Origin of the sequence: Desulfatibacillum aliphaticivorans DSM 15576 (assembly GCF_000429905.1) — a bacterium.
In the GTDB taxonomy this organism is placed as follows: domain Bacteria; phylum Desulfobacterota; class Desulfobacteria; order Desulfobacterales; family Desulfatibacillaceae; genus Desulfatibacillum; species Desulfatibacillum aliphaticivorans.
Window position 1 is genome coordinate 98,243 of the sequence record NZ_AUCT01000009.1, and the last position, 24,069, is coordinate 122,311.

General features: G+C 51.7%; 21 protein-coding genes. 15 read left to right on the plus strand and 6 right to left on the minus strand.

All coding sequences use genetic code 11. The annotated features are described in order from the left end of the window. Positions 1-13 precede the first annotated feature (13 nt). From folD to G491_RS0110315, 5 genes are all read right to left on the minus strand, one after another. Positions 14-922: a bifunctional methylenetetrahydrofolate dehydrogenase/methenyltetrahydrofolate cyclohydrolase FolD gene (folD, locus tag G491_RS0110290; RefSeq protein ID WP_015948148.1), complete on the minus strand. Its 909-nt coding sequence runs from the start codon at positions 920-922 to the stop codon at positions 14-16. Between the two features lie 322 nt (positions 923-1,244). Further along, a complete protein-coding gene (locus G491_RS33700; RefSeq protein WP_051327166.1) occupies positions 1,245-3,989 on the minus strand; it encodes a response regulator in 2,745 nt (914 codons plus the stop codon). Between the two features lie 12 nt (positions 3,990-4,001). Then, positions 4,002-4,433, minus strand: a complete 432-nt coding sequence (locus tag G491_RS0110305) for a response regulator (protein ID WP_028314536.1) — start codon at positions 4,431-4,433, stop codon at positions 4,002-4,004. Further along, positions 4,417-6,285, minus strand: a complete 1,869-nt coding sequence (locus G491_RS33705; RefSeq protein WP_051327167.1) for a sensor histidine kinase — start codon at positions 6,283-6,285, stop codon at positions 4,417-4,419. The genes G491_RS0110305 and G491_RS33705 overlap by 17 nt, the downstream gene beginning before the upstream one ends. After that, entirely contained in the window at positions 6,282-7,286 is a 1,005-nt protein-coding gene (locus G491_RS0110315) for an ABC transporter substrate-binding protein (RefSeq protein ID WP_028314537.1), read from the minus strand. The genes G491_RS33705 and G491_RS0110315 overlap by 4 nt, the downstream gene beginning before the upstream one ends. A 209-nt stretch (positions 7,287-7,495) precedes the next feature. On the opposite strand from G491_RS0110315, the gene G491_RS0110320 reads away from it, so the two are divergent. From G491_RS0110320 to G491_RS0110330, 3 genes are all read left to right on the plus strand, one after another. Next, positions 7,496-8,251, plus strand: coding sequence for a DUF362 domain-containing protein (locus G491_RS0110320; RefSeq protein ID WP_248635365.1), 756 nt, complete (start codon positions 7,496-7,498; stop codon positions 8,249-8,251). Between the two features lie 143 nt (positions 8,252-8,394). Then, on the plus strand, positions 8,395-9,696 hold the full coding sequence (locus tag G491_RS0110325) for a PhoH family protein (RefSeq protein ID WP_028314539.1): 1,302 nt from the start codon (positions 8,395-8,397) through the stop codon (positions 9,694-9,696). A 145-nt stretch (positions 9,697-9,841) separates the two neighbouring features. Next, positions 9,842-10,135 (plus strand): hypothetical protein, encoded by a 294-nt coding sequence (locus G491_RS0110330; protein WP_028314540.1) that lies wholly within the window; start codon positions 9,842-9,844, stop codon positions 10,133-10,135. A 292-nt stretch (positions 10,136-10,427) separates the two neighbouring features. Here the strand turns inward: G491_RS0110330 and G491_RS35405 are convergent, their stop codons facing one another. After that, on the minus strand, positions 10,428-11,606 hold the full coding sequence (locus tag G491_RS35405; RefSeq protein ID WP_157468172.1) for an SPL family radical SAM protein: 1,179 nt from the start codon (positions 11,604-11,606) through the stop codon (positions 10,428-10,430). Positions 11,607-12,459: 853 nt separating this feature from the next. Here G491_RS35405 and G491_RS36280 point away from each other — a divergent pair. From G491_RS36280 to groL, 12 genes are all read left to right on the plus strand, one after another. Further along, positions 12,460-12,723, plus strand: a complete 264-nt coding sequence (locus G491_RS36280) for a DUF4372 domain-containing protein (protein WP_028314544.1) — start codon at positions 12,460-12,462, stop codon at positions 12,721-12,723. A gap of 622 nt (positions 12,724-13,345) precedes the next feature. Continuing rightward, entirely contained in the window at positions 13,346-13,648 is a 303-nt protein-coding gene (locus tag G491_RS0110365; RefSeq protein ID WP_028314545.1) for a hypothetical protein, read from the plus strand. A 35-nt stretch (positions 13,649-13,683) separates the two neighbouring features. After that, positions 13,684-14,010, plus strand: coding sequence for a putative quinol monooxygenase (locus tag G491_RS0110370; protein ID WP_028314546.1), 327 nt, complete (start codon positions 13,684-13,686; stop codon positions 14,008-14,010). Then, a complete protein-coding gene (locus G491_RS0110375) occupies positions 13,926-15,521 on the plus strand; it encodes a B12-binding domain-containing radical SAM protein (RefSeq protein ID WP_248635367.1) in 1,596 nt (531 codons plus the stop codon). The genes G491_RS0110370 and G491_RS0110375 overlap by 85 nt, the downstream gene beginning before the upstream one ends. A 101-nt stretch (positions 15,522-15,622) precedes the next feature. Then, entirely contained in the window at positions 15,623-16,672 is a 1,050-nt protein-coding gene (gene hflK, locus G491_RS0110380; RefSeq protein ID WP_028314548.1) for an FtsH protease activity modulator HflK, read from the plus strand. Beyond that, the gene (gene hflC, locus G491_RS30270; protein WP_035218435.1) at positions 16,669-17,646 is read left to right on the plus strand and encodes a protease modulator HflC; all 978 of its coding nucleotides are present in this window, start codon (positions 16,669-16,671) and stop codon (positions 17,644-17,646) included. Before hflK ends, hflC begins: the two co-directional genes overlap by 4 nt. Positions 17,647-17,762: 116 nt before the next feature. After that, the gene (locus G491_RS0110390) at positions 17,763-18,065 is read left to right on the plus strand and encodes a hypothetical protein (RefSeq protein WP_028314549.1); all 303 of its coding nucleotides are present in this window, start codon (positions 17,763-17,765) and stop codon (positions 18,063-18,065) included. Between the two features lie 99 nt (positions 18,066-18,164). Beyond that, a complete protein-coding gene (gene ftsH / locus G491_RS0110395; RefSeq protein WP_035218438.1) occupies positions 18,165-20,048 on the plus strand; it encodes an ATP-dependent zinc metalloprotease FtsH in 1,884 nt (627 codons plus the stop codon). A 99-nt stretch (positions 20,049-20,147) separates the two neighbouring features. After that, entirely contained in the window at positions 20,148-21,527 is a 1,380-nt protein-coding gene (locus G491_RS0110400) for a CHC2 zinc finger domain-containing protein (RefSeq protein ID WP_028314551.1), read from the plus strand. A gap of 11 nt (positions 21,528-21,538) precedes the next feature. Continuing rightward, positions 21,539-21,766 (plus strand): lipopolysaccharide assembly protein LapA domain-containing protein, encoded by a 228-nt coding sequence (locus tag G491_RS0110405; protein WP_028314552.1) that lies wholly within the window; start codon positions 21,539-21,541, stop codon positions 21,764-21,766. A 48-nt stretch (positions 21,767-21,814) separates the two neighbouring features. Beyond that, entirely contained in the window at positions 21,815-22,282 is a 468-nt protein-coding gene (locus G491_RS33710; RefSeq protein ID WP_051327168.1) for a response regulator, read from the plus strand. A 151-nt stretch (positions 22,283-22,433) separates the two neighbouring features. Continuing rightward, entirely contained in the window at positions 22,434-24,056 is a 1,623-nt protein-coding gene (gene groL, locus G491_RS0110415; RefSeq protein WP_028314553.1) for a chaperonin GroEL, read from the plus strand. Positions 24,057-24,069 lie beyond the last annotated feature (13 nt).

Consider the following 24,069-nt stretch of genomic DNA (forward strand, 5'->3'; position numbering starts at 1 on the left):
CCTCCCCAAAAGACTACATCAAGCCGTTAGCGAACTTGAAGGATTTCAGAGTGTTGACCATGAGCATGGTGATGGTCATGGGGCCAACGCCGCCCGGCACGGGGGTGATGGAGCCGGCGATTTCCTTGGCGGCGTCGAAGTCCACGTCGCCGCGAAGCACGGCAATTTCCTTGCCGGTCTTTTCGCTGATTTTGGTTCCCACGCGGTTCACGCCCACGTCGATGACGCATGCGCCCTTTTTGATCCACTCGGGCTTGACCAGTCCGGGCACGCCGGCGGCCACGATCAGGATGTCAGCGCGCTGGCAATGAGCGGCCAGGTCTTTGGTCCGGGTGTGGACGATGGTCACGGTGGAGTTGGCGCCGGGGCCTTTTTGCACCATCATGTTTGCGATGGGCTTACCGACGATGTTGGAGCGGCCCACAACAACCACCTCTGCGCCGCTGGTTTCCACGCCGGCGCGCACGATCATTTCCTGGATGCCTGCGGGGGTGCAGGGAGCGAATTTCACTTCGTCTCCGCCAATCATCAAACGGCCCACGTTCACGGGATGGAAGCCGTCAACGTCCTTGTCAGGATCGATGGCGTTGAGGATTTTTTTGTCATCAATGTGCTTGGGCAGGGGAAGCTGCACCAGGATGCCGTTGATGGAATCGTCATTGTTGTACTTATCGATCAGAGCCAGGAGATCTTCTTCAGAGATGTCCGGGGACTGGTTGTCCTGAATTTCGGTGAAGCCAACCCTGTGGGCGGTTTTAATCTTGAGGGTTACGTAAGACACGGAAGCCGGATTTTCGCCGACCAGAATGGTCACCAACCCGGGAACCTTTCCGGTTTTTTCCTTGAGTTCAGCAACTTCCTTGGTTACTTCTTCCAGGATTTCTTCCCTGATATCCGTTCCCTTAATGAGCTTTGCAGACATGTTTTTCTCCTTTCTAGAGGTTTTGCCTTGTTCGCCTGTATCCAGGTCCAGAATTCTATCCCCCTGATCCCGGGGGTTATGTCCTTTTTTTTTCGCGCACCGTCTCCTGAGACGTTACTCAGAATCCATTTGTATTGAACAATTTGTCCGGTTCGTCAACCATTATTCGGACTTAAAATGGTTAGGAAAGGATGAATTCAGGCAAAAAGACCCAAAAAGGAGGTGAAAAATCGAAAAAATTCCGGCTTCAAACGGCGTTTTTCCTCGCCGTCTTCGCCTATGGAAAGGCGGCGGTTAAGGCGAAACCGCGGCATAGCGCCTGTTACGCGCTTCGATCCAGGACTTGCCGGACCTTGGCCGCCAGAGCCTGTCCGGTGAAGGGTTTCTGAATAAAATCCACGCCATTTTCCAAAACGCCCTCATTGGCTATCATTTCGTCGTCATATCCGGACATGTAAAGGACCTTGATTTTCGAATCGCCGGACAACTGGTTAAAGAGATCCCTGCCGCTCATTTCGGGCATGACTACATCCGTCAGCAACAGGTTGATGGGGTGGGCCTGTTCTTTGATCATTTCCAAAGCCTCGGGGCCGTCTGCGGCGCCCAATACATTGTATCCCCTTCTTTTTAAAACCAAGCGGGCCAGATTGCGCACTTGGGGATTGTCTTCCACAAGCAGAATGGTTTCCTGGCCGGCTTCGTCCGTTTGCTGCTTGACGGGGGAGGCCTCCTGTACGGCGGCGGCATCCTGAACGGGGAGGAATATTTTAAACTCGGCGCCGGCATTGAGTTCGCTGGAAAGGCTGATTTGCCCATTGTGCTGCCTGACAATGCCGTATACCGTGGAAAGCCCCAGCCCGGTGCCCTTGTCCTTGGTTTTGGTGGTATAAAAAGGCTCAAAAACGTTTTGCAGGGTTTCCTGGTCCATTCCCGCCCCCGAGTCCTTGACGGATAGGACGACATAACGCCCTTCAGGAAGTTTTTCCCCCGCCATGGGCGTTTTTCCGTCGTATTCCGCGACAGAGGTGCTGATGCGGAGCTTTCCGCCGCCTGGCATGGCGTCCTGGGCGTTGACAGCCAGGTTCATGATAACCTGTTCCAGGTGGCCTATGTCTCCTCTGATTAGGGGCAGCGAGGGCGCCAGCTCCATTTCAATGGCCACGTCCTCCCGGATAGTCCGCCGCAGCAGCTTTTCAAATCCGGACAGCACCTGGTTAAGGTCCAATAATCTGAACTCCAGAATTTGCTTTCGGCTGAAAGCCAGGAGTTGGGCCACCAGTTCCTTGGCCTTTGCGCCTGCGCTGATAATTTCCTGGACGGAACCCCTGCGGTCGTCGTCCGGTCCAAAATCCTCCATGAGAATTTCGGCGAATCCCAGGATAGGCGTTAGCATGTTGTTTAGATCGTGAGCCACGCCGCCGGCCAGCCTGCCCACGGATTCCAGTTTTTGGGCCTGTTGAAACTGCTCCTGCAACTGTTTTTTTTCTTCTTGAGCGGTTTTGGACGCGGTGATGTCCTGAAAGGTTCCAAGCAGTCGCACCACTCTACCGTTCTCAATCACCGGCGAACATTTGGTGTGGGTCCATAACTGCCGCCCCTTTGCCGTTGTGAAGCGAAGCTCCATGTCATAGGGTTCGCCGTTTTCCACGGCGCTTTTAATCGCAGTTTCCAACTTGGGACGATCTTCTTCGTGGAAAAAGGAGACGGCTTCTTCAAGGGTGGGCTTGTAGGCCTTGGGAATTTCATGAATATCATAGGTTACGTCGGTCCAGCGGAGATCCATGGTTGCAACGTCGATTTCCCACCCACCCACTTTGGCCATTTTTCCCGTGGCATTCAGAAAAGCCTCGCTTTTTTTTAGGTCCTGCTCCGCTTCCTTGCGTTCCGTGATGTCCATGATATTTCCAATTATCCGGACAATTTTTTTGCCCTTATACATTGGCTGGCCGGTGGTTCTAACCCAGATTTTTTTCCCCGTCGCTTTGATAAAAGGAATTTCGAAATCGTAGGGAACGCCTTTTTCCATGCATCGATTGAAGGCTGACTGGATAATGTTTCGATACTCAGGAGGATAGCAGGCCAGGCTTTTTTCCAAGTGCTCCTGAGAGTTGACCGGATACTCCTCTTCCTTGAACCCGTGGATGTTATATACTTCCTGGCTCCAATACACTTCCTGCTTATCGATATCCCACTCCCAACCGCCGATTTTTGAAAGGCGCTGGGTGTTATTTAAGAGGGCTTCGCTGCGTTGCAGGTTTTCCATGGCCTGGATGCGCGTGGTCACATCCGCCAGCGCCACCAGAACTTTGGGTTCGTTATTCAAAATAATTTGGGCCGTGGAAACGCTCAGGTGGAGGTCTCGCGTTTCTTTTCCATCGGACACGGGAAGCATGGTTTCAATGTTTTTAAGGGGGGCGCCGGTTTCCAGAGTGTGCAGTATTGATTCTTTGATCTTGCATTGATCGCAATTGGGGGAGTTGCCGCAGCCGGCCTCGTTTTGAAGGGCGTAAAGGCATCGAAGGGCGTCCCCGCCCCGAAGCCCCAGGTATTTTATGTTTTTCCTCTGGCCTGAGATGGAGGATAGCTGGTTGAGCCGGAGTATTTTTCTGTCCTTATCCACCAGCATCATGAGCACCGGGGCGTTTTCATAAATGGCGGAGAGTTCGTTTTCGGTATTTTTTCTGTCTATGGCGTATCGAATGGCCCTTATTATCTGGTCCGGTGAGATTTTGCCTTTGACAAGATAGTCCTGGGCGCCTTCACGAATTGCCTGCAGCGCCGTCTCGTCGTCGTCTCTTCCTGTAAGAGCAATAATAGGAATGGACGGGCATTCCTTCACCATGCGGGATACTGTTTCCACCCCTTGGGAGTCCGGCAGGCCAAGGTCGAGCAAGACAACGTCAAATTTGGAGTTCCCGAGCTGGGTAGACGCATCTTCGATGCTGGTCGCGGACTCCACGCAAAAGTCATGCACGCCCATTTCCAAGTATTCTGTGACCAGATCCAGGTCGGCGGGATTGTCCTCCACCACCAGAACCTGAAATTTTTTTTCTTTCAAAAACGACATAGTCAAGACCCCTTAATCCGGCGAAAACTGCACGATGGAGAACCAAAAGCACTTAATGCCTTTCACGATTTTGCCAAAGCCTTCCAGGTTCACGGGTTTGGTGATGTAGGCGCTGGCTTGGAGATCATAGGATTTGACCACATCTTCTTCCGCAGAAGAAGATGTTAGCACAATCACCGGGATGCGCTTGAGATCCTGGTCCGCCTTCATTTCCGCCAGAACCTCCCTGCCGTCCTTTTTCGGCAGGTTCAGGTCCAAGAGCACCATGTGGGGCTTCGGAGCGCCGGAATATCGGCCTCGCTTTTTGAGAAAATCCATGGCGGCCACTCCGTCGGGAACAGTGAATAACTCGTGGAGAATTTTAGACGCTTCCAGGTTTTCCCTGGTAAGGTCCACGTCCGCAGGATTGTCTTCCACCAAAAGAATTTTAACCTTGTTGTCCATGGATATGCTCCTTGTTCTGGTCTCTTTCCGGGATGGAAAAGAAGAATCTTGCGCCTTTCCCCTCCTGGGATTCTATCCAAATGCGGCCTCCGTGCCTTTCCACAATTTTTTTGGCGATGGCGAGGCCTATGCCTGTTCCGTCGTATTTGCCTCTTTCGTGCAACCTCTGAAAAATCGTAAAAATGCGTTCATGGAATTTGGGATCAATGCCAATGCCATTGTCCCTGACTTGAAACACCCAGGCCTCGTTCTGCTTCTCGGCGGTAATGCGGACTTGGGGCGGCGCCTCCCCCCGAAATTTTACGGCGTTGCCAAGCAGGTTTTGGAAAACCTGGCCCAATTGAATGGCGTCCGCCTGGACAACCGGCAGATCGTCAATGACAACCCCCGCTTTTGTCTCCGCTATGGTGCGTTTCAAGCCCTTCAGAACCTGCTGAACCACCTCATTGCAGTCGGTGGGTTCAAACGGCGCCCCGCGGGTTCCAACCCTGGACAACTGCAACAGATCGTTGACCAGGTGTTGCATCCTGGTCGCTCCCTCCACAGCGTAGCTAATATACTTTTGCGCCTTTTCGTCCAATTGGCCTTCATAACGCTGGGCCAGCAATTGGGTGTAAGAAGCCACCATGCGAAGCGGCTCCTGAAGATCATGGGATGCCACGTAGGCGAATTGCTCCAGTTCCTTGTTGGATCGCTTCAGATCGGCCATAGCCGCCCTGCGGCGGGTCGCTTCCCGCTCAAGTTTATCTTTGGAAACCAGTGTGCTTTTTAGTTCCTTCCTCATCTGATCCAGGCTGCGGGCCAGGCTTCCGATTTCTCCCTGGGCCGACAAAGCGATTTCCGTCTCCAGGTCGCCCTTGCCCATCACCCCCGCGCTTTGCGCCAGTTTCGCCAACGGCCGGGTGATGGTCCTGGCGAAAGTCAGGCCCAAAAAAGCGGCGGCAAAGGCTATGACCAGCCCGAAAAACGCAATGGTTTTTCTAAGTCTGTATATTGGCGCATAGGCTTCTCTCTGATCCACTTCCGTAATTATGGCCAATTCCTTGTCGGGGACCCAACGATAGGCTCCTATAACAGGCGTCCCCCGGTAATCTTCGTAAAAGGCGAAGCCCTCCGACTTTTCCAAGGCCAGGGCCACCCCTTCCGTGTGGATGGTTTTTTTTAGGGCGTAGTTCTCGCCAAACAGGGGTTCCGTAATAAAAAAATTGAACTTGTTGACCAGGTATGTGTCTTCCGTTTTCAGCATGCTGCTGCGTCTGCTAATGATATTGGAGAGCGTTGAAATGTCCACCCTGGCCGCAAGGACTCCCATTAATTTTCCATCCAGGGATTTTAAAGGCGCGCTGATGGTAATGGCCGGTTCCCTGATGGACATGCTGTAGTATACGTTTTGAATGGATGTTCGGGTTTTTCCTTCCCTAAAAAACGGCCGGTCCTTTTTGATTTTGCCTTCCTGGGTTTGATCTGAGGACACAATAACGCTTCCTTTTGCCGGCTCCATAATGAACAATTCAAAAAAACCGCCATTTTTCAAATAGGGGGCAAAAAAATCTCTTCTAAGTTGATTCTTCTTCTCCATTCCAAGCTGGGGAAAATCGTCGTTTATCAACATATTTTCGGGGAGATGGGTCTTTACATAATGGGAGTTGGCCGATAGCTCCAGGAAAGCGGCCTTTTCCTGCAGCCATGCGTCCAGTTCGGCCTGCTTGAGGATATTGGTGGAATAAAGGTGGTTAATGGCCTGGGTCTGTATGGTTTGGCGCCCGCTGATGTATGCGATGGCGCCTACAGTCAGCAAGGGAATGAGTGAAATGAAAAGAAAAAATATCGAGAGCCTTTTTGAAAGCGTCATGATTTATCGCTCCCATATACGGATTGCAGGAATTCCATGGAAAAGACGGATTTCACATCCAAAGGGGTCGGCAGTATTTTTTGTTCGTATAGGCGGTCGCACATGGCGCGCCAGACATCCTCCTTCATCCAGCCAATATGATGCTCGCCGGTATGGATCAGCGGGATTTGCGCCTCCATCATCCCGGTTTGAACCTTAATATCTTTGACTTTAGCGTATTTCATAACATCCTGGACGGCGGCTTCAGGATTTCCTATGGCCGTCCTCCAGCCCTTTAGCGTAGCCCTTAGGACGCGCTGCACCAATTCCGGCTTTTCCTTGATCAAGGCGTCCGTCGTCACGAAAACATCGGAATAGGACTTCACTCCAAAATCGCCCGGCCAGATTATGTTGAATTTTACCCCTTTTTCTTGAAGTTTGATGACTCCTCCGGTCAGATAGGCCGCCGTAACGTCAATATCGCCATTGATGAATCCTTTATAAGAAGGGTCGTATTCCAGCATGTGCATCTGGGACGGTTCCAATCCGTATATTTTTATCAGAGAATTAAATTGCAGTTCAAAATCCCGGACGCCTCCGGCGGATCCGGCCGCGGCAATGGTTTTGCCGACAAAATCCTGGGGACGGAGGATGCCCGAGTTTTTTTCGGACAAATAGACCACGGCGCTGCGCCGGTAAATTGCGGCAATGGCTTTTAAAGGCGCGCCCTGGGAACGCTTGATCATGACGTCTTCCGGCGCAAAAACCCCAAACTGGGCTTGCCCTGAAATAACGGATTTCGCCAAATCCACGTCGTTCCCGCCCGCCAGAAATGACACGTCCAGATTTTCTTCGGCGTAATATCCCTGCTCTTTGGCTACATAAAATCCGGCGAATTGGGATTGATGCACCCACTTGAGTTGAATTGTGACTGGGTCTGGCGGCGGTTTTTCTTCCTGGGAGGTGCATGAGGCGATCGCCAGAAGGGCTGTCAAAATAATGGCTGTTTTTTTGAAGTTCATGCTATGGACTCCGTTCCTAAATGGGATTTATTTAAAAAGAAGAACATGGAATTGCGCCTTTGGGATGGGCTTTTGGCATCATCCCCTCAACCTTTTAATATTGCGCCTAAAATTCAGCCAAAACAGGCTGAGCAAATTTCCCCTTTCTTGCCGAAGGCAATTAGGATATGATGCCTCCAAAGCTTGGGAGAAGAGAGAAAGGGCTGAATTTGAGCTGCACTATTTGTGATTTTGATACTTATGCAAAGTCCGTGCCCAAGGCTCTGAAGGAGTCCGGCCTGCCGGATTTGCTGCAAGGCGTGAAGAAGGTCCTCGTCAAGCCCAACCTGGTTAACTCCTCGCCCTTTCCCGTCACAACCAGACCCGAGTGCTGCGCGGCCGTTGTGGATTTCGTCCGGTCCTGCTCCAATGCTTCCATTGTGATCGCCGAGGGATGCGGCGAGCCGTCCATGGAGACGACGGACATCTTTCGTCGTCTTGGTTACCATGAGATTGCAGGACGGCTTGATGTGGAGCTGGTGGACCTCAACTACGCCCCTTTAAGGCGGCTAACCGATCCGGAGTGCAATTTCTTCCCTGACATTTTCCTGCCTGAAATGGCTTTCACCCACTTTATACTTTCCGTTCCCGTGCTTAAGGCCCATTCACTCGCCGGCATTACGTGCAGCTTAAAAAGCATGATGGGTTTTGCACCGCCCCAGTATTATTCGGGCAGTCACGGCATTTGGAGAAAAGCCGTATTTCATGAGAATATGCATCAGTCCATCAAGGACTTGAACAAATACCGAACCCCGGACTTTACCCTGGTGGACGCCAGCGTGGGGCTTGCGGACTACCACCTTGGCGGAGAAACATGCAGCCCGCCCGTCGGCAAACTGGTTGCAGGCGCCGACGCCCTTGCCGTGGACCGGGAATGCGCCGCGCTGCTGGGTTTGGACTGGAAAACCATAGATCATTTAACATAAGGCAGCAGGCTTTGAAGGGCTCCATCAGAGTCTTCGGCAAGCCGGCTGAATAAATCTTTCTAACAGAACCTTAATCCAAATTTTGTATGTAGGCGTGAGGCTGGTTTTCGTTTAATCCCTAACCCCCGGAGATGAAACCCCTAATGCAAAAAACCTATGTACTGGACACTAATGTTCTACTCCACAATCCTGAATCCCTTTTTGCTTTCGAAGACAATCACATTGTAATTCCCTTCGCCGTCATCGAAGAACTGGACAATCAGAAAAGACGGCAGGATGAAGTGGGCCGGCACGCGCGCATTGCATCCCGCAGGCTGGACGCTTTGCGTCAGAACGGCAATTTGGCGGAGGGCGTGGCCTTGCCGGGAGGCGGCATTTTGCGGGTGGAGCTGAACCATCACTCAACCCACGACTATCCGCCGGGGCTTTCGCTGGACAAGTACGACAACCGCATCCTGGCCGTGGCTTACAACCTGTCCAAGGAAAGCGAAGGGCCGGTAATCACGGTCACCAAGGACCTGAATTTGCGGATCAAGGCGGACGTTTTGGGCATGACGGCCCAGAATTTCACCAACGACATGGTCAATTACAGCAACCTGTATCAGGGCGTTCGGGAAATTCAGGCCACGGCCGAGGACATTGAGCAATTCTACCGCGCCCAGAGTCTTGCCTGGGAGGCGGAACCTCCCCTCATGCCCCATGAATTCGTTATATTGAAAAATCCCGCCAACCCCTCGCAGTCCGCCATCGCCAAATACGCGGACGGCTACCTGATTCCGCTTAATTTCAGCGATTCCATCAACTGGGGAGTCAAGGCCAGGAATAAGGAACAGAAGTTTGCCCTGGAGCTGTTGCTGGACGATTCCATCCGGGTGGTGACCCTGGTGGGAACGGCCGGAACGGGAAAGACCCTGCTGGCTTTGGCCGTCGGCCTGGAAAAGGTGGTGGAGCAAAACGAGTATTCCCGATTTCTGATTACCCGCCCGGTCACGCCCATGGGCGAGGACCTGGGGTATTTGCCGGGATCCAAGGAGGAAAAGCTCAAGCCGTGGATGCTGGCGGTGTACGATAACCTGGAATACCTGTTCCAAAAAGCGGACGAACCCCGGGACGTGCTCGAAGAACTGGTGGCAAGGGGCGTTCTGGACATGGACACCCTGACCTACTTGCGGGGGCGCAGCATCCCCAGGCAATTCATCCTGTGCGACGAGGCCCAGAACATCACGCCCAAGATGATCAAAACCCTGGTGACCAGGGTGGGAGAGGGAAGCAAGATCGTGTTCACCGGAGACCCGGAACAGATCGACCATCCTTATTTGGACCAGAACTCCAACGGCCTGACCTACCTGGTTGAGCGGATTAAAGAGCAGGAAGTGGCCGGGCATGTGACCCTGGTCCGGGGCGAACGCTCCGCCGTAGCCGAGATGGGCGCCAAGCTGTTATAGTTAGTGTCTGTCCATATAGGATAACTTATTAGTATCAAAACGAAAATCGTGCAAAATGGGATGGATTTTTCTTGATGGATATGGTATTTAGAAAGCGCCAACCAACTAAAATCATAACCAAAACAAAAAAGGAGCCAAAACCAGAATGCGCGAAATCCGTCAAAAACAAATGCCGCTGACGCCCGCCTGTCACAAGGATTTTGAACAAGCCAGGGAGTTGGCGGCTATCAGCCATATTTTGGATCTGCATCCTGCCATTTATGAGGAGGCTTATCAAGATCTTTGTGAGTGCGAGGCCAATACTCCCGGAACAGGCGCTCAGGGCATGAGCGCGGAACAAGTGGTGCGGGCGGCTATCGTCAAAGTCCTGTTCGGCTGCCAGTACAGGCCTCTTACCATTCCGGTGGAAGGAAAGTTTGGAGAGGGTAAGAGGCGATAGGGTTGGGCAGGGACATGACCAAGCTGGCCTGCACCAGCGAAACAGGATTCATGCGGACTTTTCTTGTGATGAATTTGAAAAAAATGGCTAACCGCCATTTTTTTGCGCCTGTTTTTTGGGGCGGGCATGAGTGGCGATGGAGTATTTGGGAGCGGCATGGAAGACCATAGGCCTTTTGGAGGGGGCGTGGAAAGTGATGGGATGGAAAAATCCGTACACCTCCCGAGCCCAAAAGCATACCTGCGCCTTGCCTTTTTTGATTTTTTCAGGAAGCATTAGGTAATATAAGCCATCAAAATGGACAATTACACCGTCCTTGACTTGCAGACAACCCGACTTTGTTCAGCACTTCCTCCTCTTCAAGGCACAATGCGACGTCCAGGTCGGGCCGAACTTCACGAGCCGCATCCAACAATGCGCTATAGAGCTTTATCCTCAATTCCTTCGAAAATCTGGCCCGATGATCCGCCTGACGCATGGTGGTTGAATGGATGGACTGGCTGATCAGGTTGTCCTCCCCAATGCTCTCCTCCATCAGGCGTTTAGCGTCCGGGTAGGTGCAGATGCCCCCCATTGTCAACCGCTGCAGGGGCACTGACAGCAACAACTCACGAAGGAATCTGCCGTAGATTTCCTCCCACCCCTCAATCGGTATGATGGGCATCAACACTGCGCGCACAGGATATCCGGCTTTAGCGCATCGCTGCATTGCTTGTATCCGCTGATACGGGTGAGGAACATCGCGCTCAAAGCGGTCGTGGATTTCCGGTGGATTCACACTCCAGGAAAGGATGGTGTGGCCTTGGTGATCAAGGTTAAGAAGGTTGTCCACGTCAGTGCTTTTGGTCAGCAGAGTCATGCGGGCGAATGGATGTGCGGCGAAAAATGGCGCCAAGACGCGGGACGTCCCGCATAAAGGGTCCAAGGCCAGGCCGTCTTGCAGTTTTCCCAAATAAAAAGCGCACACATTGCCCTGCTTATACGCCTGCCGGTCTATTTCCTTCAGAATTTCAGAAAGATTGACAAACACTTTAACTGCCGGTGAGAAAACAAATGTTCGCGTTCCGGAAAGATAGCAGTAGGTGCAACCATAAAAGCAGAATCCGTAAGGGGAAAAATGCCAGTAGTTCGGGCAGATATTGCTCGCTTCATTGCTGAAACGCACAGCACTTTTATGCTCCCCGAAAACAAGGGTTTGCTTCCCCAGTCTAAGGCGAGATGCGAGATTTTTGTGATTAGGAGCAATCCGGTTGTGGGGCGTATCCGGCTTTTCGATGATTTCCGCCTCAGGATACAAGGCAATGATCTTGGCAATATAGTTTCTTCGCTCTTGGGTCGTGCGGGCGCCCTTTGCAAGTACGATTCGGCGAACACAAAAATGTTCGGGCCGCCTTGGCGTGTAATCCGCAGGGAGTGCATAGGGACCAGTATGCTCGAAGAACATGGCATAATCTTCATGATTGTCCGGCAATTGGCGTCATCTTCGTCCACCGCCATAGAATGACAAGTCTCAAACGGGATTGCTAAGTAAACCATGGAATCTGAAGACTATGCAAGGCTTTTTGGAATAATGCAAAAGAACGATGCCAGACAAATTCTTCATACTTCCGCAGCTTCTTTATGGAGAGTACGGCAAAATGCACCAGCGCCCCCTTGAACCTATGACAAGCGGCCTTTCAGGCAGCCATGTATCCAATTGGGTTGTTTTTTAGTTTATCTATCTGAAATCATGATAAATACAAGAATTAAAGAAAAATGAATCTTGAAATTCTAACAAAATATGTCTTAGATATCACCCCTGGACTGAATACGATAATTTATCAAATATATTAAGTGGTTATATATTAATCAAGAAATGTTATAAATGGCTTGATAATAGGGCTTATGGCAGCCCATTGGCAGCCGGGCAAGAAAAAGGGCGATGCGGTGATTTTCACCGATCGCCCAAGATCTTCATTTTGCTTTGTTTTTTTGGTCGGGGCGAGAGGATTTGAACCTCCGACCCCTTGAACCCCATTCCGAAAAAATCGGGCAAAAAATTTTCATATAACCATTTAATTTTAAACGCTATTCTCTCGTCGAACTGTTTCAAAATCGGCCTTGTGCATGGTGTGCATGGGGTCTGTAATTTCAGCATGTTACGCATGTAGTCGGCACGGAATGGTAGCCCATTGGTAGCCGGAAAACTTACTCATTCCATCACTCTTGTCCAAAATAAGGATTTGAAAGGCAAGTCATAATAGTCATTGAAAAAATCCTCCTTAGAGGGCATGTTTTTGTTGCCACACAGAAACACGATCCCACAAACCAAGGAGGATGCAGACATGATACGTCATGCAAGCCTGTTCAGTCAACTCACCGGATTGTTCAATCGGAACCAGTTTCACGCCCTGGTGCTTCATCATGGCTCGGAGAAACATGCTAAAGGATTCAGTTCCTGGGATCATTTTGTGGCGATGCTTTTCTGCCAGATGCCCCAAGGACATATTCTGGTCGAGGACAGGGCTTATGTGGATCTCACTTGGCTTAAAAACTGGCATGGAAACAAGCAGTTTTTCGTGAACCGCCTCAAAAAGAACTTCAAGTAGAAAGAACTCGAACGCCGGGACATCCCAAAAAACCAGGGGATTACATCGGAGCAGGTCATCAAGTTAACATGTAAAAATGCTGTGGATTGACCCGAATGCTTAAACTGCTTCAACTCACGCCCATGGACCGGAAAAATCTCTATGAACTCTTTAAATCGCCTGATTCAGGGTCTATACGCGGCGATCTATATCAATTATCCTTGAATTTTAATAACTTTTAACCGGACAGCAGTCACTTCGATTCGACCTCTTGATTTCGTTGGCGCCACACTATTTTTACCTTTGCGGATAGCCATATGTAATTATGCCCATTGAAAAAGCTATTCCCACCACTGCCAAAGGCAGGGTAAACGGGAGGGCTTTTTTATGCACATAGAAGCCGCAAGCCGCCCGCTGGATTTTCCTTGTCTGCGGAAGGGTCATATATGACCATGGGTTAAATGTGACCTAAACTCCAAGACCAATCAGATTAGCCCCGCAAGTATTTTCAATAATTGTTTCCCATATAAATCAGCATGATGCGACAAAATGTGCCAATAGTCTATATTTGGCACGAAGATTGATCTTAGTAGTAACAGATCAAAGCCCTAAATTTCCTTTTTGGAGAGGCCGGTTCACCCAAATGGAGCAACCGCTGGTTCGCCCCATAATTATAGGATTAGACATGGGGGAGAGTAAATTATCTGCTGATCCAGACCAGCAGCATGAAGCGGCTTATGATGCGCATTACAGAGCGATAGACCTTATTGCAGCCCATTCGAGGGCTAATGAGGAGGGGTGCTCAGACTCTCGAGTTCAAAACACAATGAATGCCTTGATTCCAAAAGAGGAAATCATAGACTCGTTAGTGGAGTTGGTTCGCATTTATTTTGACCAACGAGCGCCATTGGATGCCGAACAGGCTTTGATTGAAATCGTGGACTAATGGAAAAGGCCGGCATTTTCAGAGAGGTTAGCATAATGATCATCATTAAAATCACCATGAACGCCATCCCAAGTAAACAATTGGAAGTGACGCAAACCCTTCTCTCCATGATCGAGCCGACGGAAAATACGGCAGGGTGCATAAGCCATGGCGTTTTTATTGACATTGAAGATCCAAATCGTTTCTGCCTGCTGGGGGAGTGGGAAACACGTGAAAAACTGGATCATCATATAGCGTCTCATCAATTCAGCGTTTTGTTGGGATCACAAGCGCTTTTATGCAACCCGTTGGAAACCCGCATTTTCACGGTATCCCGTGGAGAGGGAATGGATGCCGTTTATTCGATCAGAGACCACAAATAGAATTCCGCTGTGCGGCAAAGGAGCCATATGAAATGAACATTCTCCTTATATACCCTAAATTTCCCGATACGTTTTGGTCTTTTTCTTACGCGCTGCGCTTTATCGGAAAGAAATTGGCCTTCCCACCGCTTGGCCTGATCACGGTCGCGGCCTTGCTGCCGGAACAATTTCAAATGCGTCTTGTCGACCTCAACGTGGAAGCTCTTGGCGACGACGATCTGGCATGGGCCGACATGGCTTTTATCAGCGCAATGGCTGTTCAGCGCGAGTCAGCCGTTCAGGTCATCGATCGGTGCAAGGTCAAGGGCTTGAAAATCGTGGCGGGCGGGCCGCTTTTCACATCGCAGCCTAACGATTTCGGGCAGGTGGACCATTTGGTTTTAGATGAAGCTGAGGCCACGCTGCCCGCATTTCTTACAGATCTGAAAAACGGATGCCCGAAACAGCTTTACCGGGCGGAAGATTATCCTGAAATACGCTCCAGCCCTATCCCGTTGTGGAGCTTGATTGATATCCGCAGCTATGCGTCGTTGAATATTCAGTACTCCAGAGGATGCCCTTTCAATTGCGAGTTCTGTAATATCACGGCGCTTTTCGGACACAAGCCGCGCACCAAGACTCCGCAGCAAGTAACCGCTGAACTGGACGCAATTTACCGGGAGGGTTGGCGCGGCAGCATCTTTTTTGTGGACGACAATTTTATCGGCAACAAACGTTCACTTAAGCAGCATCTGCTCCCGGCCCTTATCAAATGGCGCCAGGACAAAAAAGGGTGCGCTTTTTTTACTGAATCATCAATTAACCTCGCCGATGACCCGGAACTCATGGACATGATGGCCGAGGCTGGATTCGATGCCGTTTTTATCGGCATAGAGACGCCGGAGCCTGACAGCCTCGCCGAATGCTGCAAGACGCAAAATACAAACAGGGATCTGCTTTGCGACGTTAAAAAAATACATCGCTCAGGATTGCAGGTTATGGGAGGCTTCATCGTCGGCTTTGACAGCGATCCGCCTTCGATTTTCCAACGCCAGATCGATTTTATTCAGCAAAGCGGGATTGTAACGGCCATGGTGGGCATGCTCCAAGCCATTCCGGGAACCCGGTTGTTTGAGCGCCTTGCAGGGGAACAGCGCGTATACGAGGATTTTTCCGGCGATAACGTGGATGGCCGAACCAATATCATCCCGGCTATGGGTTTGGAAAAACTTACCGATGGTTACCGAGCAATCATGCAGCATATCTACTCGCCCAGAAACTATTATCAGCGGGTCAGGCATATTTTAAAGGAGCTCAAAGAGCCCTCGGTTACCTCTTCAGCAGATTGGCAGCGAGTCTTCGCGTTTTGGCGCGCCTGCCTGCGGTTGGGCGTTTTGGGGAAAGAAAGGTTCCAATATTGGCGGCTGTTGGCGTGGACCCTGACGCGGAGACCCCGGCTCCTTTCCTTGGCGGTCACCCTGGCCATATACGGTTACCATTATAGGAGGATATGCGAGCTGCACATTCTTTGAACAAGAAAAGTGAATATTCAATGGGAATTAGGATTCGTGTTATTCCCTTGGACCAAACACGCATCGATGAAGTCGATCGGTTCATGAGCGGGAGGTAAGTTATGACTGAATGGAATCACCCCGTAAAGGGATCCATAACGCCGCTGGAAGACGTGCTGGAGAGAATACGGCAGCAGTTAAAAAGATACAAAGGGGGGCCGCTCCTCATCCTTGCCGCCGTTTTGGTGGTGATGGTCTTATGGACCGCATGGTTCACCGTTCAACCCGAGGAGACGGGGATCGTACAACGTTTCGGCAAGGTCATACGCACGGCTGGTCCGGGACTGCATTTCAAATTGCCTTATGGCATCGAAAAAGTCCGTCTGCTGCCCACCGCTCGAGTGCTCAAAGAGGAGTTCGGGTTTCGGACGGTCTCGGTTTCCACCGTCCCTGGTGAAAAGACCCGCTATGATACGCGCGGCGAATACAAGGATGAGTCGCTGATGCTCACCGGAGATCTAAACGTCATCGATGTCCAGTGGATCATCCAATACCGCATCGAAGACCCGATCCGTTACCTTTTCCAGGTTCGCGACACATCGAAAACAATCCGCGACACCACAGAGGCGGTGATGCGCCGGGCGGTGGGCAACCGTCTGGGCAGCGATGTGCTGACCACCGGAAGAGTGGCGGTTGCCAGTGAAGCCAAAACCGAGATCCAGAAAATTCTGACGTCCTATGAGTCCGGCGTGCGCCTGGTTACCGTGGAACTGCAGGATGTAACTCCACCTGATTCGGTCAAGCCGGCTTTCAATGAGGTCAACGAATCGCGCCAGGACAGAGAGCGAACGATCAATAAAGCCCAGGAACAGGCCAACCGCGAAATCCCCAAAGCCCGGGGTGTGGCTACGCAAAGCATAAGCGAGGCCGAGGGCTACGCACTGGAACGTATCAACCGGGCTGAAGGAGAGGCCACCCGTTTTGAGGCCATTTTGGGACAGTACCAACAGGCGCCGCAGGTCACTCGCCGACGGTTGTACCTGGAGGCCATGACAGGATTCCTATCAGATATGAAAGGACTCTATATCGTGGATCAGGACCAGAAGGCCATGGTGCCATGGCTTCCAATTGAGTCCGGCACGCAACCACCGGCAAAAGGGGGACAGCCATGAAGTTTACCGTCAAAGCAATAACCATCGCGATCGCGATAGTGATCGTTTTCGTCCTCTATAGCAGCCTATACACTTTGGAAGAGGGCCTGCAGGCCATTGTCGTGCAGTTCGGCCGGCCTGTTGGGGAATCGGTGACCGAGGCGGGCTTGCACATGAAAATGCCCTTTATACAGGAGGTCCGGCGCTTTGAAAAGCGCCTGCTGGTCTGGGACGGTGATCCGAACCAGGTTCCCACCAAGGGGCGCGAGTTCATCTGGGTGGACACCACCGCCAGATGGCGGATTTCCGACGCGAAAAAATTCCTGGAGAACGTGGCCAGCGAAGAAGGCGCTCAGTCGCGACTGAACGACATCCTCGATTCCGTGGTGCGCGACCAGGTGTCGAGCAGCGAACTCGTGGAGCTTGTGCGCAGCGCCTCGTGGGAAGCGCCCGAGGACGAAGCCCTGAAAGAGGTCCCCAAAGAGCGCGAAGAAGAGCTTAAAAGGGAGATTGCCCGTGGAAGAGAGGAGATCACCCGCACCATACTGACGGAAGCGCAAAAGATCATTCCGCAATATGGAATCGAGCTGGTGGATGTCCGCATCAAGCGCCTTGATTATGTGGAAAGCGTTCGCGAAAAGGTCTACGAGCGCATGATTTCCGAGCGCAAACGCATTGCCGCGCAGTTCCGCTCCGAAGGCGAGGGACGCAGCGCCGAGATTTTAGGGACAATGGAAAAAGAGTTGCGCCGGATACGCTCCACCGCTTACCGCCGGGTGCAAGAGGTCCAAGGCAAAGCCGACGCCGAGGCTACGCAGATTTACGGGCGAGCCTACAATAAAAATCCGGAATTCTATGCTTTTTTGAGCACCCTTGAAAGCTACAAGGAGAGGACCAATCCGAACTCCGTGTTGATTCTCACCACGGACAGCGACTTTTATCACTACATTAAAACCGCCGATTCGGGGCCGACGCAGGCTCCGCCGGCGCCGTAATCGCGAGTGTTGGGAGAAGAAGCACTTCGCGGCATAACCGTTTGGACAGGATGCGGGGAATTGCACGCCGGCATTCACAGGCGATGGCGAGAAAGCATCCTCCGGGGAGGACGTTCATGCAGACGAATCTGGAATTCGAAAATATCGAACACGTTTTGGCGCAGGCTGACGAACTGATCCAACAGATCAGTTCCGAAATCCGTAGCGACACGGAAGATGCGCATCTAATGAAGCTCGAATTGCGCGCTCGGAATTTGAAAAAGATACAATCTGAAGTGCAAAGTGAAAAGGCGAAGAGCGAGGCTTATCAGTTGAGCCACAGCACCGAGGGAATCCACGAGGCGATCCAGGAGATTGCCAAGGCCATGGAGCAGTATAAACGATATCTCGCCGGTGATCGTCCGAATAAGGTCGAATGAAGGACGGGGTCTCTGTTCATTCAGTATGTGGAGATCACGGTTCAAGGCGAAGACAATCGTCAGGAGTGTACACTAAATTTGACGCACAGGAATATCAACATGGCATCCAATGACAAAAAAGACCCATTCATCAGTCTTGTGGACAAGCTGCGCTCATTTTTCGGCTTCGGCAATCATCCGAAAAAACAGACCGGGTTGCCAGGCAAGAAGCATTTCAGCATCTGGTATTTCATTTTCGCCATGATTGCATTTTCCTATCTGCAACCGTTGCTGTTCTCCCCCAAAACAGAAGCAATTTTATATAGTCAATTTAAACAATATGTTAGTCAGGGCCTCGTAAGCGACTTGATCATCCGGCCTGAAAGCATCAAAGGCACGCTTGCAGGGCCGCCCAAAAGAGCGTTTACGACCGTTCGGGTGAATGATCCGGACCTGGTGAAGGAACTGGATGAGAGCAAAATCAGCTATTCCGGACGATATGAAAATAGATTTCTGAGCAGCCTCCTGTCCTGGGTTCTACCCCTTGGCATTTTTTTCCTGATTTGGCGGTTTGCCATGAAAAAGATGGGAACGGGGATGGGGGTCATGTCTTTTTCCAAGAGCAAAGCAAAAATTTTTGCGGAAACTGATACCAAGGTTTCTTTTGCCGATGTGGCCGGAATCGATGAGGCCAGGGAAGAGCTTGAGGAGGTGGTGGAGTTTCTTCAAACCCCTGAAAAATTTCAGAAACTGGGTGGGAGAATACCCAAAGGGGTGCTCCTGGTCGGCCCTCCTGGAACCGGCAAAACCCTTCTGGCCCGGGCCGTGGCCGGGGAGGCTAAGGCGCCATTCTTTTCCATCAGCGGGTCCGAATTCGTGGAGATGTTCGTCGGCGTGGGGGCGGCCCGCGTTCGCGATCTGTTCTCGCAGGCTGCGGCGCAAGCGCCTTGTATCATTTTCATAGACGAACTGGACGCCCTGGGCAAAGCCCGGGGGATGAATGTGATGGGCGGACATGACGAACGGGAACAAACCCTGAACCAGCTCCTGGTGGAGATGGATGGCTTTGACGCCAATAAAGGCGTCATCATCATGGCCGCCACCAACCGGCCGGAAATTCTGGATCCTGCCTTGCTGCGCCCGGGACGCCTGGACCGGCAGGTTTTGGTGGATCGCCCGGATATCAACGGACGGGAGGCCATTTTAAAAATACATTCCATAAACGTAACATTGGGACCCGATGTGGATCTGCGCAGGATCGCCGGCCGAACCCCAGGCTTTGTGGGCGCCGACTTGGCCAACATCATTAATGAAGCCGCCCTGCTGGCGGCCCGCAACGATAAAGAAACCGTGGATTCGGCCGATTTCGACGAGGCCATTGACCGGGTGGTCGCGGGTTTGCAGAAAAAAAACCGGGTGATGACTGCGCAGGAGAAGGAAATCGTCGCCTTTCATGAATCCGGACACGCCATTGTGGCCGAATCTGTCGAGCATGCCGACCCTGTTCATAAAATTTCCATCATTCCCCGCGGAATAGCGGCCCTCGGCTATACCCAGCAGCAGCCCACGGAAGACCGTTATTTATTGACGCGCTCGGAGTTGATCGATCGTTTGGCCGTTCTTTTGGGCGGACGGGTGGCGGAGGAGGTGGTGTTTAATGAAATATCCACCGGGGCGCAAAATGACCTTCAACGGGCCTCCGACATCGCCCGGGCCATGGTCACGGAGTACGGCATGAGCGATCTGCTGGGCCTTGTAAGCTATGGGAGTCCGCGCAAGGCGCTGTTTATGCCGGAAGGCTTTTCCACTGGCAAAAATTACAGCGAAACCAAAGCCGCGCAAATTGATGACGAGATCACACGGATCGTCGATGAAGCCCATCAGCGCGTACGCAAAATCCTTTCCGAGCGGCGAACAGTCCTCGATGATTTGGCCCGTCTTCTTTCGCAGAAGGAAAGCGTTCAGGGCGAGGAGCTAAGACAGATGCTGGCGGCTGCGCCTTGAAGGGCCTCCTTATCACCTGTTTAGCCATCAGGAAGGGCGGCTGGAAACGAGCAAAGGGGAAATGGCGTTGATTGGAATTCTTTTTAATCTGGAGAAACTATGAAAACTTGCCAGGACATAAAACCGGCGGCGAGCATTGACGCCATCATCCATTATGCGGAAGCGATGCTTGGCGTTCGTTTCACGAAAGTCAGAAAGAATCGGTACAACGCACAGTGCCCTTTCCACGCCGACACCGAAAACAGCTTCAGGGTTTATGTCAACAAGGATGATGAGGTCCGGTTCCATTGCTTCGGCGCCTGCAAAGGCGATTGGGATATTTATGACCTGATCATGCTGCGCAGGAAATGTCGTTCCGGAAAGGCGCAGCAGGTTTGGGCTGAGCATCTGGGGATGGCTGACTTCAAGTTTGACGCCGGCAGGGTCTCCTCCATTCCTGAACCTGACGAGACGCCGGAGCCCGATGTTCCGGTTGTATTCATCGAACCATTGAAACTTGATCAAAAGAATGCCGCCTCTTTGGATGAGGCCGCCAGCTTTTACAATGGCCTTCTGGTTTCGCATAAAAACCGGTTCAAACACATTTGGGAATATCTTGCCAGCCGGGGTGTTGGACAAGACGCCATAAGCAAGTTCAACATCGGCTACGCCCCTCCTTATAGCGATGAACAGCACCGAGGCAGGGCGCTGGTAGACAGCTTCCTGCCACGCTTTGAAAAAAAGAACGAAACATTCAGCGCCGTCACGGATGCCGGCCTGGCCAGATTATTAAACGACAACAGCGTAAAAGGATATGGATATTATTGCCGGCAGATCGACTTCAGTCGTAAATATCCGTTTTCTAGAAATTACTGTGATGCTTTAGCTGGACGGATAGTGTTTCCTATTTGTGATTCAACATCTCTCACGACTGGATTGGCCGGCAGAAACCCGGGCGATAGGGGCGTACGTTGGCTTAAACAACAGAGCAGAGAAGTCCCCCTTTCCGATAGAGCGCGTCTTTTCGGCCTTGAAAAGGCTGCCCAATATATCCGGCAATACCGGACAATCATTCTGGTGGAGGGCGTCTTTGACTATTTTGCATTCTACAATCTTCTCCAGGACATGGGTAAACCGGCGTTGGTTTCGACATTGGGCTCCTATGTCACCCCCGAAGCGGCTGCAATTATAACAAGCCTTGATATTGAGCACTTCATTGTCGCTTACAATTGGGACGAACTCGGCAGAAACGGCATTGAACGGATGGCGGCCAAATCAAACGGGTGGGTCTATTACCTTGGCGGTCCATCTAAGGATCAGTCTCCCTACGATCTATTAAAGCCAGTGCTCGACGCCATCAACGGGTTTTCCCGAGGAGCATCTCATGATCTATGCGCGATGCTTCCGAAAACAAAAATTAAAACAGGTACAGGCGGGCATAATAAGGTGCAGCCGCCCTCTGTTGCAGTCGCCTGCAGTGGAAAAACTGCTTCAGACTAAGGAGGATAGACATGAACGTTAAACTAACCGTCGGCATGATCATGGCCGGACTGGTATTTGTATTCATCATTCAAAATTTTGCGGTGATGGAGCTTGGATTTTTATTCTGGACGCTATCCATGCCCTTGGCATTGCTGCTGTTCCTGATCCTGTCTGCAGGCATTTTCATGGGCTGGCTGCTGCGCGGCAGCTTCATTAGAAGGAAAGGCATTGCCCAAGATGGTCAAAATGCTGCGTAACATACGAAAGTCATAAGAATACTCAAAATCGAGAAGATGGAGAGAAAAATGAAATGCGAAACAATTAAGCCAGTCGACATGGATTCGCTTTCAGCGGTGAGTTGTCGGCAGGGGGCTGGTTGTAAGCAACAAAAATCGGGCTTTCAGCCAACCCGATGCTTAGTGGTTGATGATGACTTCACGATCATTGAATACGTGGTCCAGCTGCTTGAACTGCTTGGATTTTTAAGGGTGGAAACCGCCCAAGGGCAACCTGACGTGATGAACAAACTCACTGCCGGCTCATACGAACTATTGATCACGGATTTGGAGATGCCGGACATGAATGGCTACCATCTGACCCAAACAGTCAAACAGGATGCGCCTGACACCAAAACAATCATCATGACGGGCCGTCATAAAGCCTATTGCCGCGCAATGATGGCTTCATGGTGGGTGGACGGGTGGCTTTTCAAGCCTTTTAAACTAAAGGAACTGCGCTCCATGTTGTCGTTGCTTGGATTGCTTAAGACCTGAAAGCCCGGACACGCAGAGAAATCACTGCGACTATGCACTCAAAAACGAATGGTTCAATTTCCGGCATTAGGCTGCCAGCCGTTTAGCAAGAAACGCTGAGGAGGCCAAACCGCCTGTGCTATTTCCCAAGTGAACTGAAGGAGACCCTAAAATGACAGTTAAAGCAATGAAATATGGCGCAAAAGCACGAAGTAAAATGATGCAGGGGATTAACAACCTGGCTGACGCGGTACAAGTTACCCTCGGGCCCAAAGGGCGTCATGTGCTCATAAATAAAACCTGGGGCTCTCCCAAAATAACCAAGGACGGGGTGACTGTCGCCAAGGAAATAGTATTGGAGGACCGGTTTGAAAACATAGGTGCGCAAATGGTTATGGAGGTGGCTTTCAAGACCTCGGATGAAGCCGGAGACGGCACGACCACGGCGACCATCCTGGCCCGGGCCATCTATCGGGAGGGCTCAAAGCTCGTGGCTGCCGGCGGGAGCCCCATGGCCATAAAGCGGGGGATCGACAAATCCGTCGCCCTGGTGGTGGAGCAGCTAAAAAAAATGTCCAAACCAATAAGGGATACAAAAGATATTGCCCAGGTCGGGGCTATTTCCGCCAACAACGATTCCGCAATCGGCGACCTCATCGCCGAGGCCATGGAAAAAGTCGGCCGACACGGAGTGATTACGGTAGAGGAAGGCAAGGTCATGGAGACAACGCTCAACATTGTCGAGGGGATGCAATTCGACAGCGGCTATCTGAGCCCCTATTTTGTCACAGACACGGTCAAAATGGAGGCCGACATGGAAGATCCCTATGTCCTTTTGCACGAAAAAAAAATCAGCAGCATGCGCGATCTATTGCCCATTCTGGAGCAGGTCATCCAAACCGGTAAGCCCATACTGATTATGGCCGAGGATGTGGATGGAGATGCATTGACTGCTCTGGTGGTCAATAAAATGGGCGGCGCCTTGCGTTGCGCGGCCGTGAAGCCTCCTGGTTTCGGTGACCTCCGCAAGGCCATGTTGGAAGACATCGCCATCCTGACCGGCGGCCGGGCTATCACCGAGGAGCTGGGTCTCGATTTGCAAACGGTGCTCCTGGAGGACCTGGGCTCGGCCAATCGCATTACTGTAAGTAGTGACAGCACGACGATTATCGGAGGCGGTTGCGACCGCAAGGCCCTGGACGGGCGTATCAGTCAGATCAAGGCCCAGATAAAAATGACAACCGATAATTACGACAAGGAAAAACTGCAACAGCGTTTGGCGAAACTGGCAGGAGGCGTTGCCGTTATCCATGTGGGGGCGGCAACTGAATTCGAGATGCAGGAGAAGAAGGATCGGATTGATGATGCGCTCAGCGCCACCCGTGCGGCCGTGGAGGAAGGCATTGTCCCGGGGGGAGGTGTTGCCTACCTGCGCGCCATGACGGTCCTTGCAACGATTAAACTCCCAGGAGAAGAGCAACTTGGCGTCGAACTCATGAAACGCGCCCTTGAAGCCCCGGCCAAGCAAATCGCGGCTAACGCCGGTTTTGAGGGGCCGGTAGTGCTTGCGCGCATTATGGAGGGCGGAGGCAGTTTTGGATTCAACGCTGAAACAGGGACTTATGAAGATCTAATTGAGGCCGGAATCATAGACCCGACCAAGGTGTCACGGTTTGCACTTCAAAACGCTGCTTCCGTGGCCGGCCTCCTCATGACCACGGAAGCCATGATCGCTGACAAACCCCAAAGGGGATCGTCTTTGGCGGCCGCCGCGCCATTGGAAGACTCATATTAGATTGGGAGCCGTT

Bases quoted from the DNA above. Each gene is read 5' to 3' on its own strand.
- G491_RS36280 (WP_028314544.1), top strand. From the start codon at position 12,460: ATGATACGTCATGCAAGCCTGTTCAGTCAACTCACCGGATTGTTCAAT.
- G491_RS33700 (WP_051327166.1), bottom strand. From the start codon at position 3,989: ATGTCGTTTTTGAAAGAAAAAAAATTTCAGGTTCTGGTGGTGGAGGAC.
- G491_RS0110405 (WP_028314552.1), top strand. From the start codon at position 21,539: ATGAACGTTAAACTAACCGTCGGCATGATCATGGCCGGACTGGTATTT.
- folD (WP_015948148.1), bottom strand. From the start codon at position 922: ATGTCTGCAAAGCTCATTAAGGGAACGGATATCAGGGAAGAAATCCTG.
- G491_RS0110400 (WP_028314551.1), top strand. From the start codon at position 20,148: ATGAAAACTTGCCAGGACATAAAACCGGCGGCGAGCATTGACGCCATC.
- G491_RS0110330 (WP_028314540.1), top strand. From the start codon at position 9,842: ATGCGCGAAATCCGTCAAAAACAAATGCCGCTGACGCCCGCCTGTCAC.
- G491_RS33705 (WP_051327167.1), bottom strand. From the start codon at position 6,285: ATGACGCTTTCAAAAAGGCTCTCGATATTTTTTCTTTTCATTTCACTC.
- G491_RS0110325 (WP_028314539.1), top strand. From the start codon at position 8,395: ATGCAAAAAACCTATGTACTGGACACTAATGTTCTACTCCACAATCCT.
- G491_RS0110305 (WP_028314536.1), bottom strand. From the start codon at position 4,433: ATGGACAACAAGGTTAAAATTCTTTTGGTGGAAGACAATCCTGCGGAC.
- ftsH (WP_035218438.1), top strand. From the start codon at position 18,165: ATGGCATCCAATGACAAAAAAGACCCATTCATCAGTCTTGTGGACAAG.
- G491_RS0110365 (WP_028314545.1), top strand. From the start codon at position 13,346: ATGGAGCAACCGCTGGTTCGCCCCATAATTATAGGATTAGACATGGGG.
- G491_RS33710 (WP_051327168.1), top strand. From the start codon at position 21,815: ATGAAATGCGAAACAATTAAGCCAGTCGACATGGATTCGCTTTCAGCG.
- G491_RS0110370 (WP_028314546.1), top strand. From the start codon at position 13,684: ATGATCATCATTAAAATCACCATGAACGCCATCCCAAGTAAACAATTG.
- G491_RS0110315 (WP_028314537.1), bottom strand. From the start codon at position 7,286: ATGAACTTCAAAAAAACAGCCATTATTTTGACAGCCCTTCTGGCGATC.
- G491_RS0110375 (WP_248635367.1), top strand. From the start codon at position 13,926: ATGCAACCCGTTGGAAACCCGCATTTTCACGGTATCCCGTGGAGAGGG.
- hflC (WP_035218435.1), top strand. From the start codon at position 16,669: ATGAAGTTTACCGTCAAAGCAATAACCATCGCGATCGCGATAGTGATC.
- groL (WP_028314553.1), top strand. From the start codon at position 22,434: ATGACAGTTAAAGCAATGAAATATGGCGCAAAAGCACGAAGTAAAATG.
- G491_RS0110390 (WP_028314549.1), top strand. From the start codon at position 17,763: ATGCAGACGAATCTGGAATTCGAAAATATCGAACACGTTTTGGCGCAG.
- hflK (WP_028314548.1), top strand. From the start codon at position 15,623: ATGACTGAATGGAATCACCCCGTAAAGGGATCCATAACGCCGCTGGAA.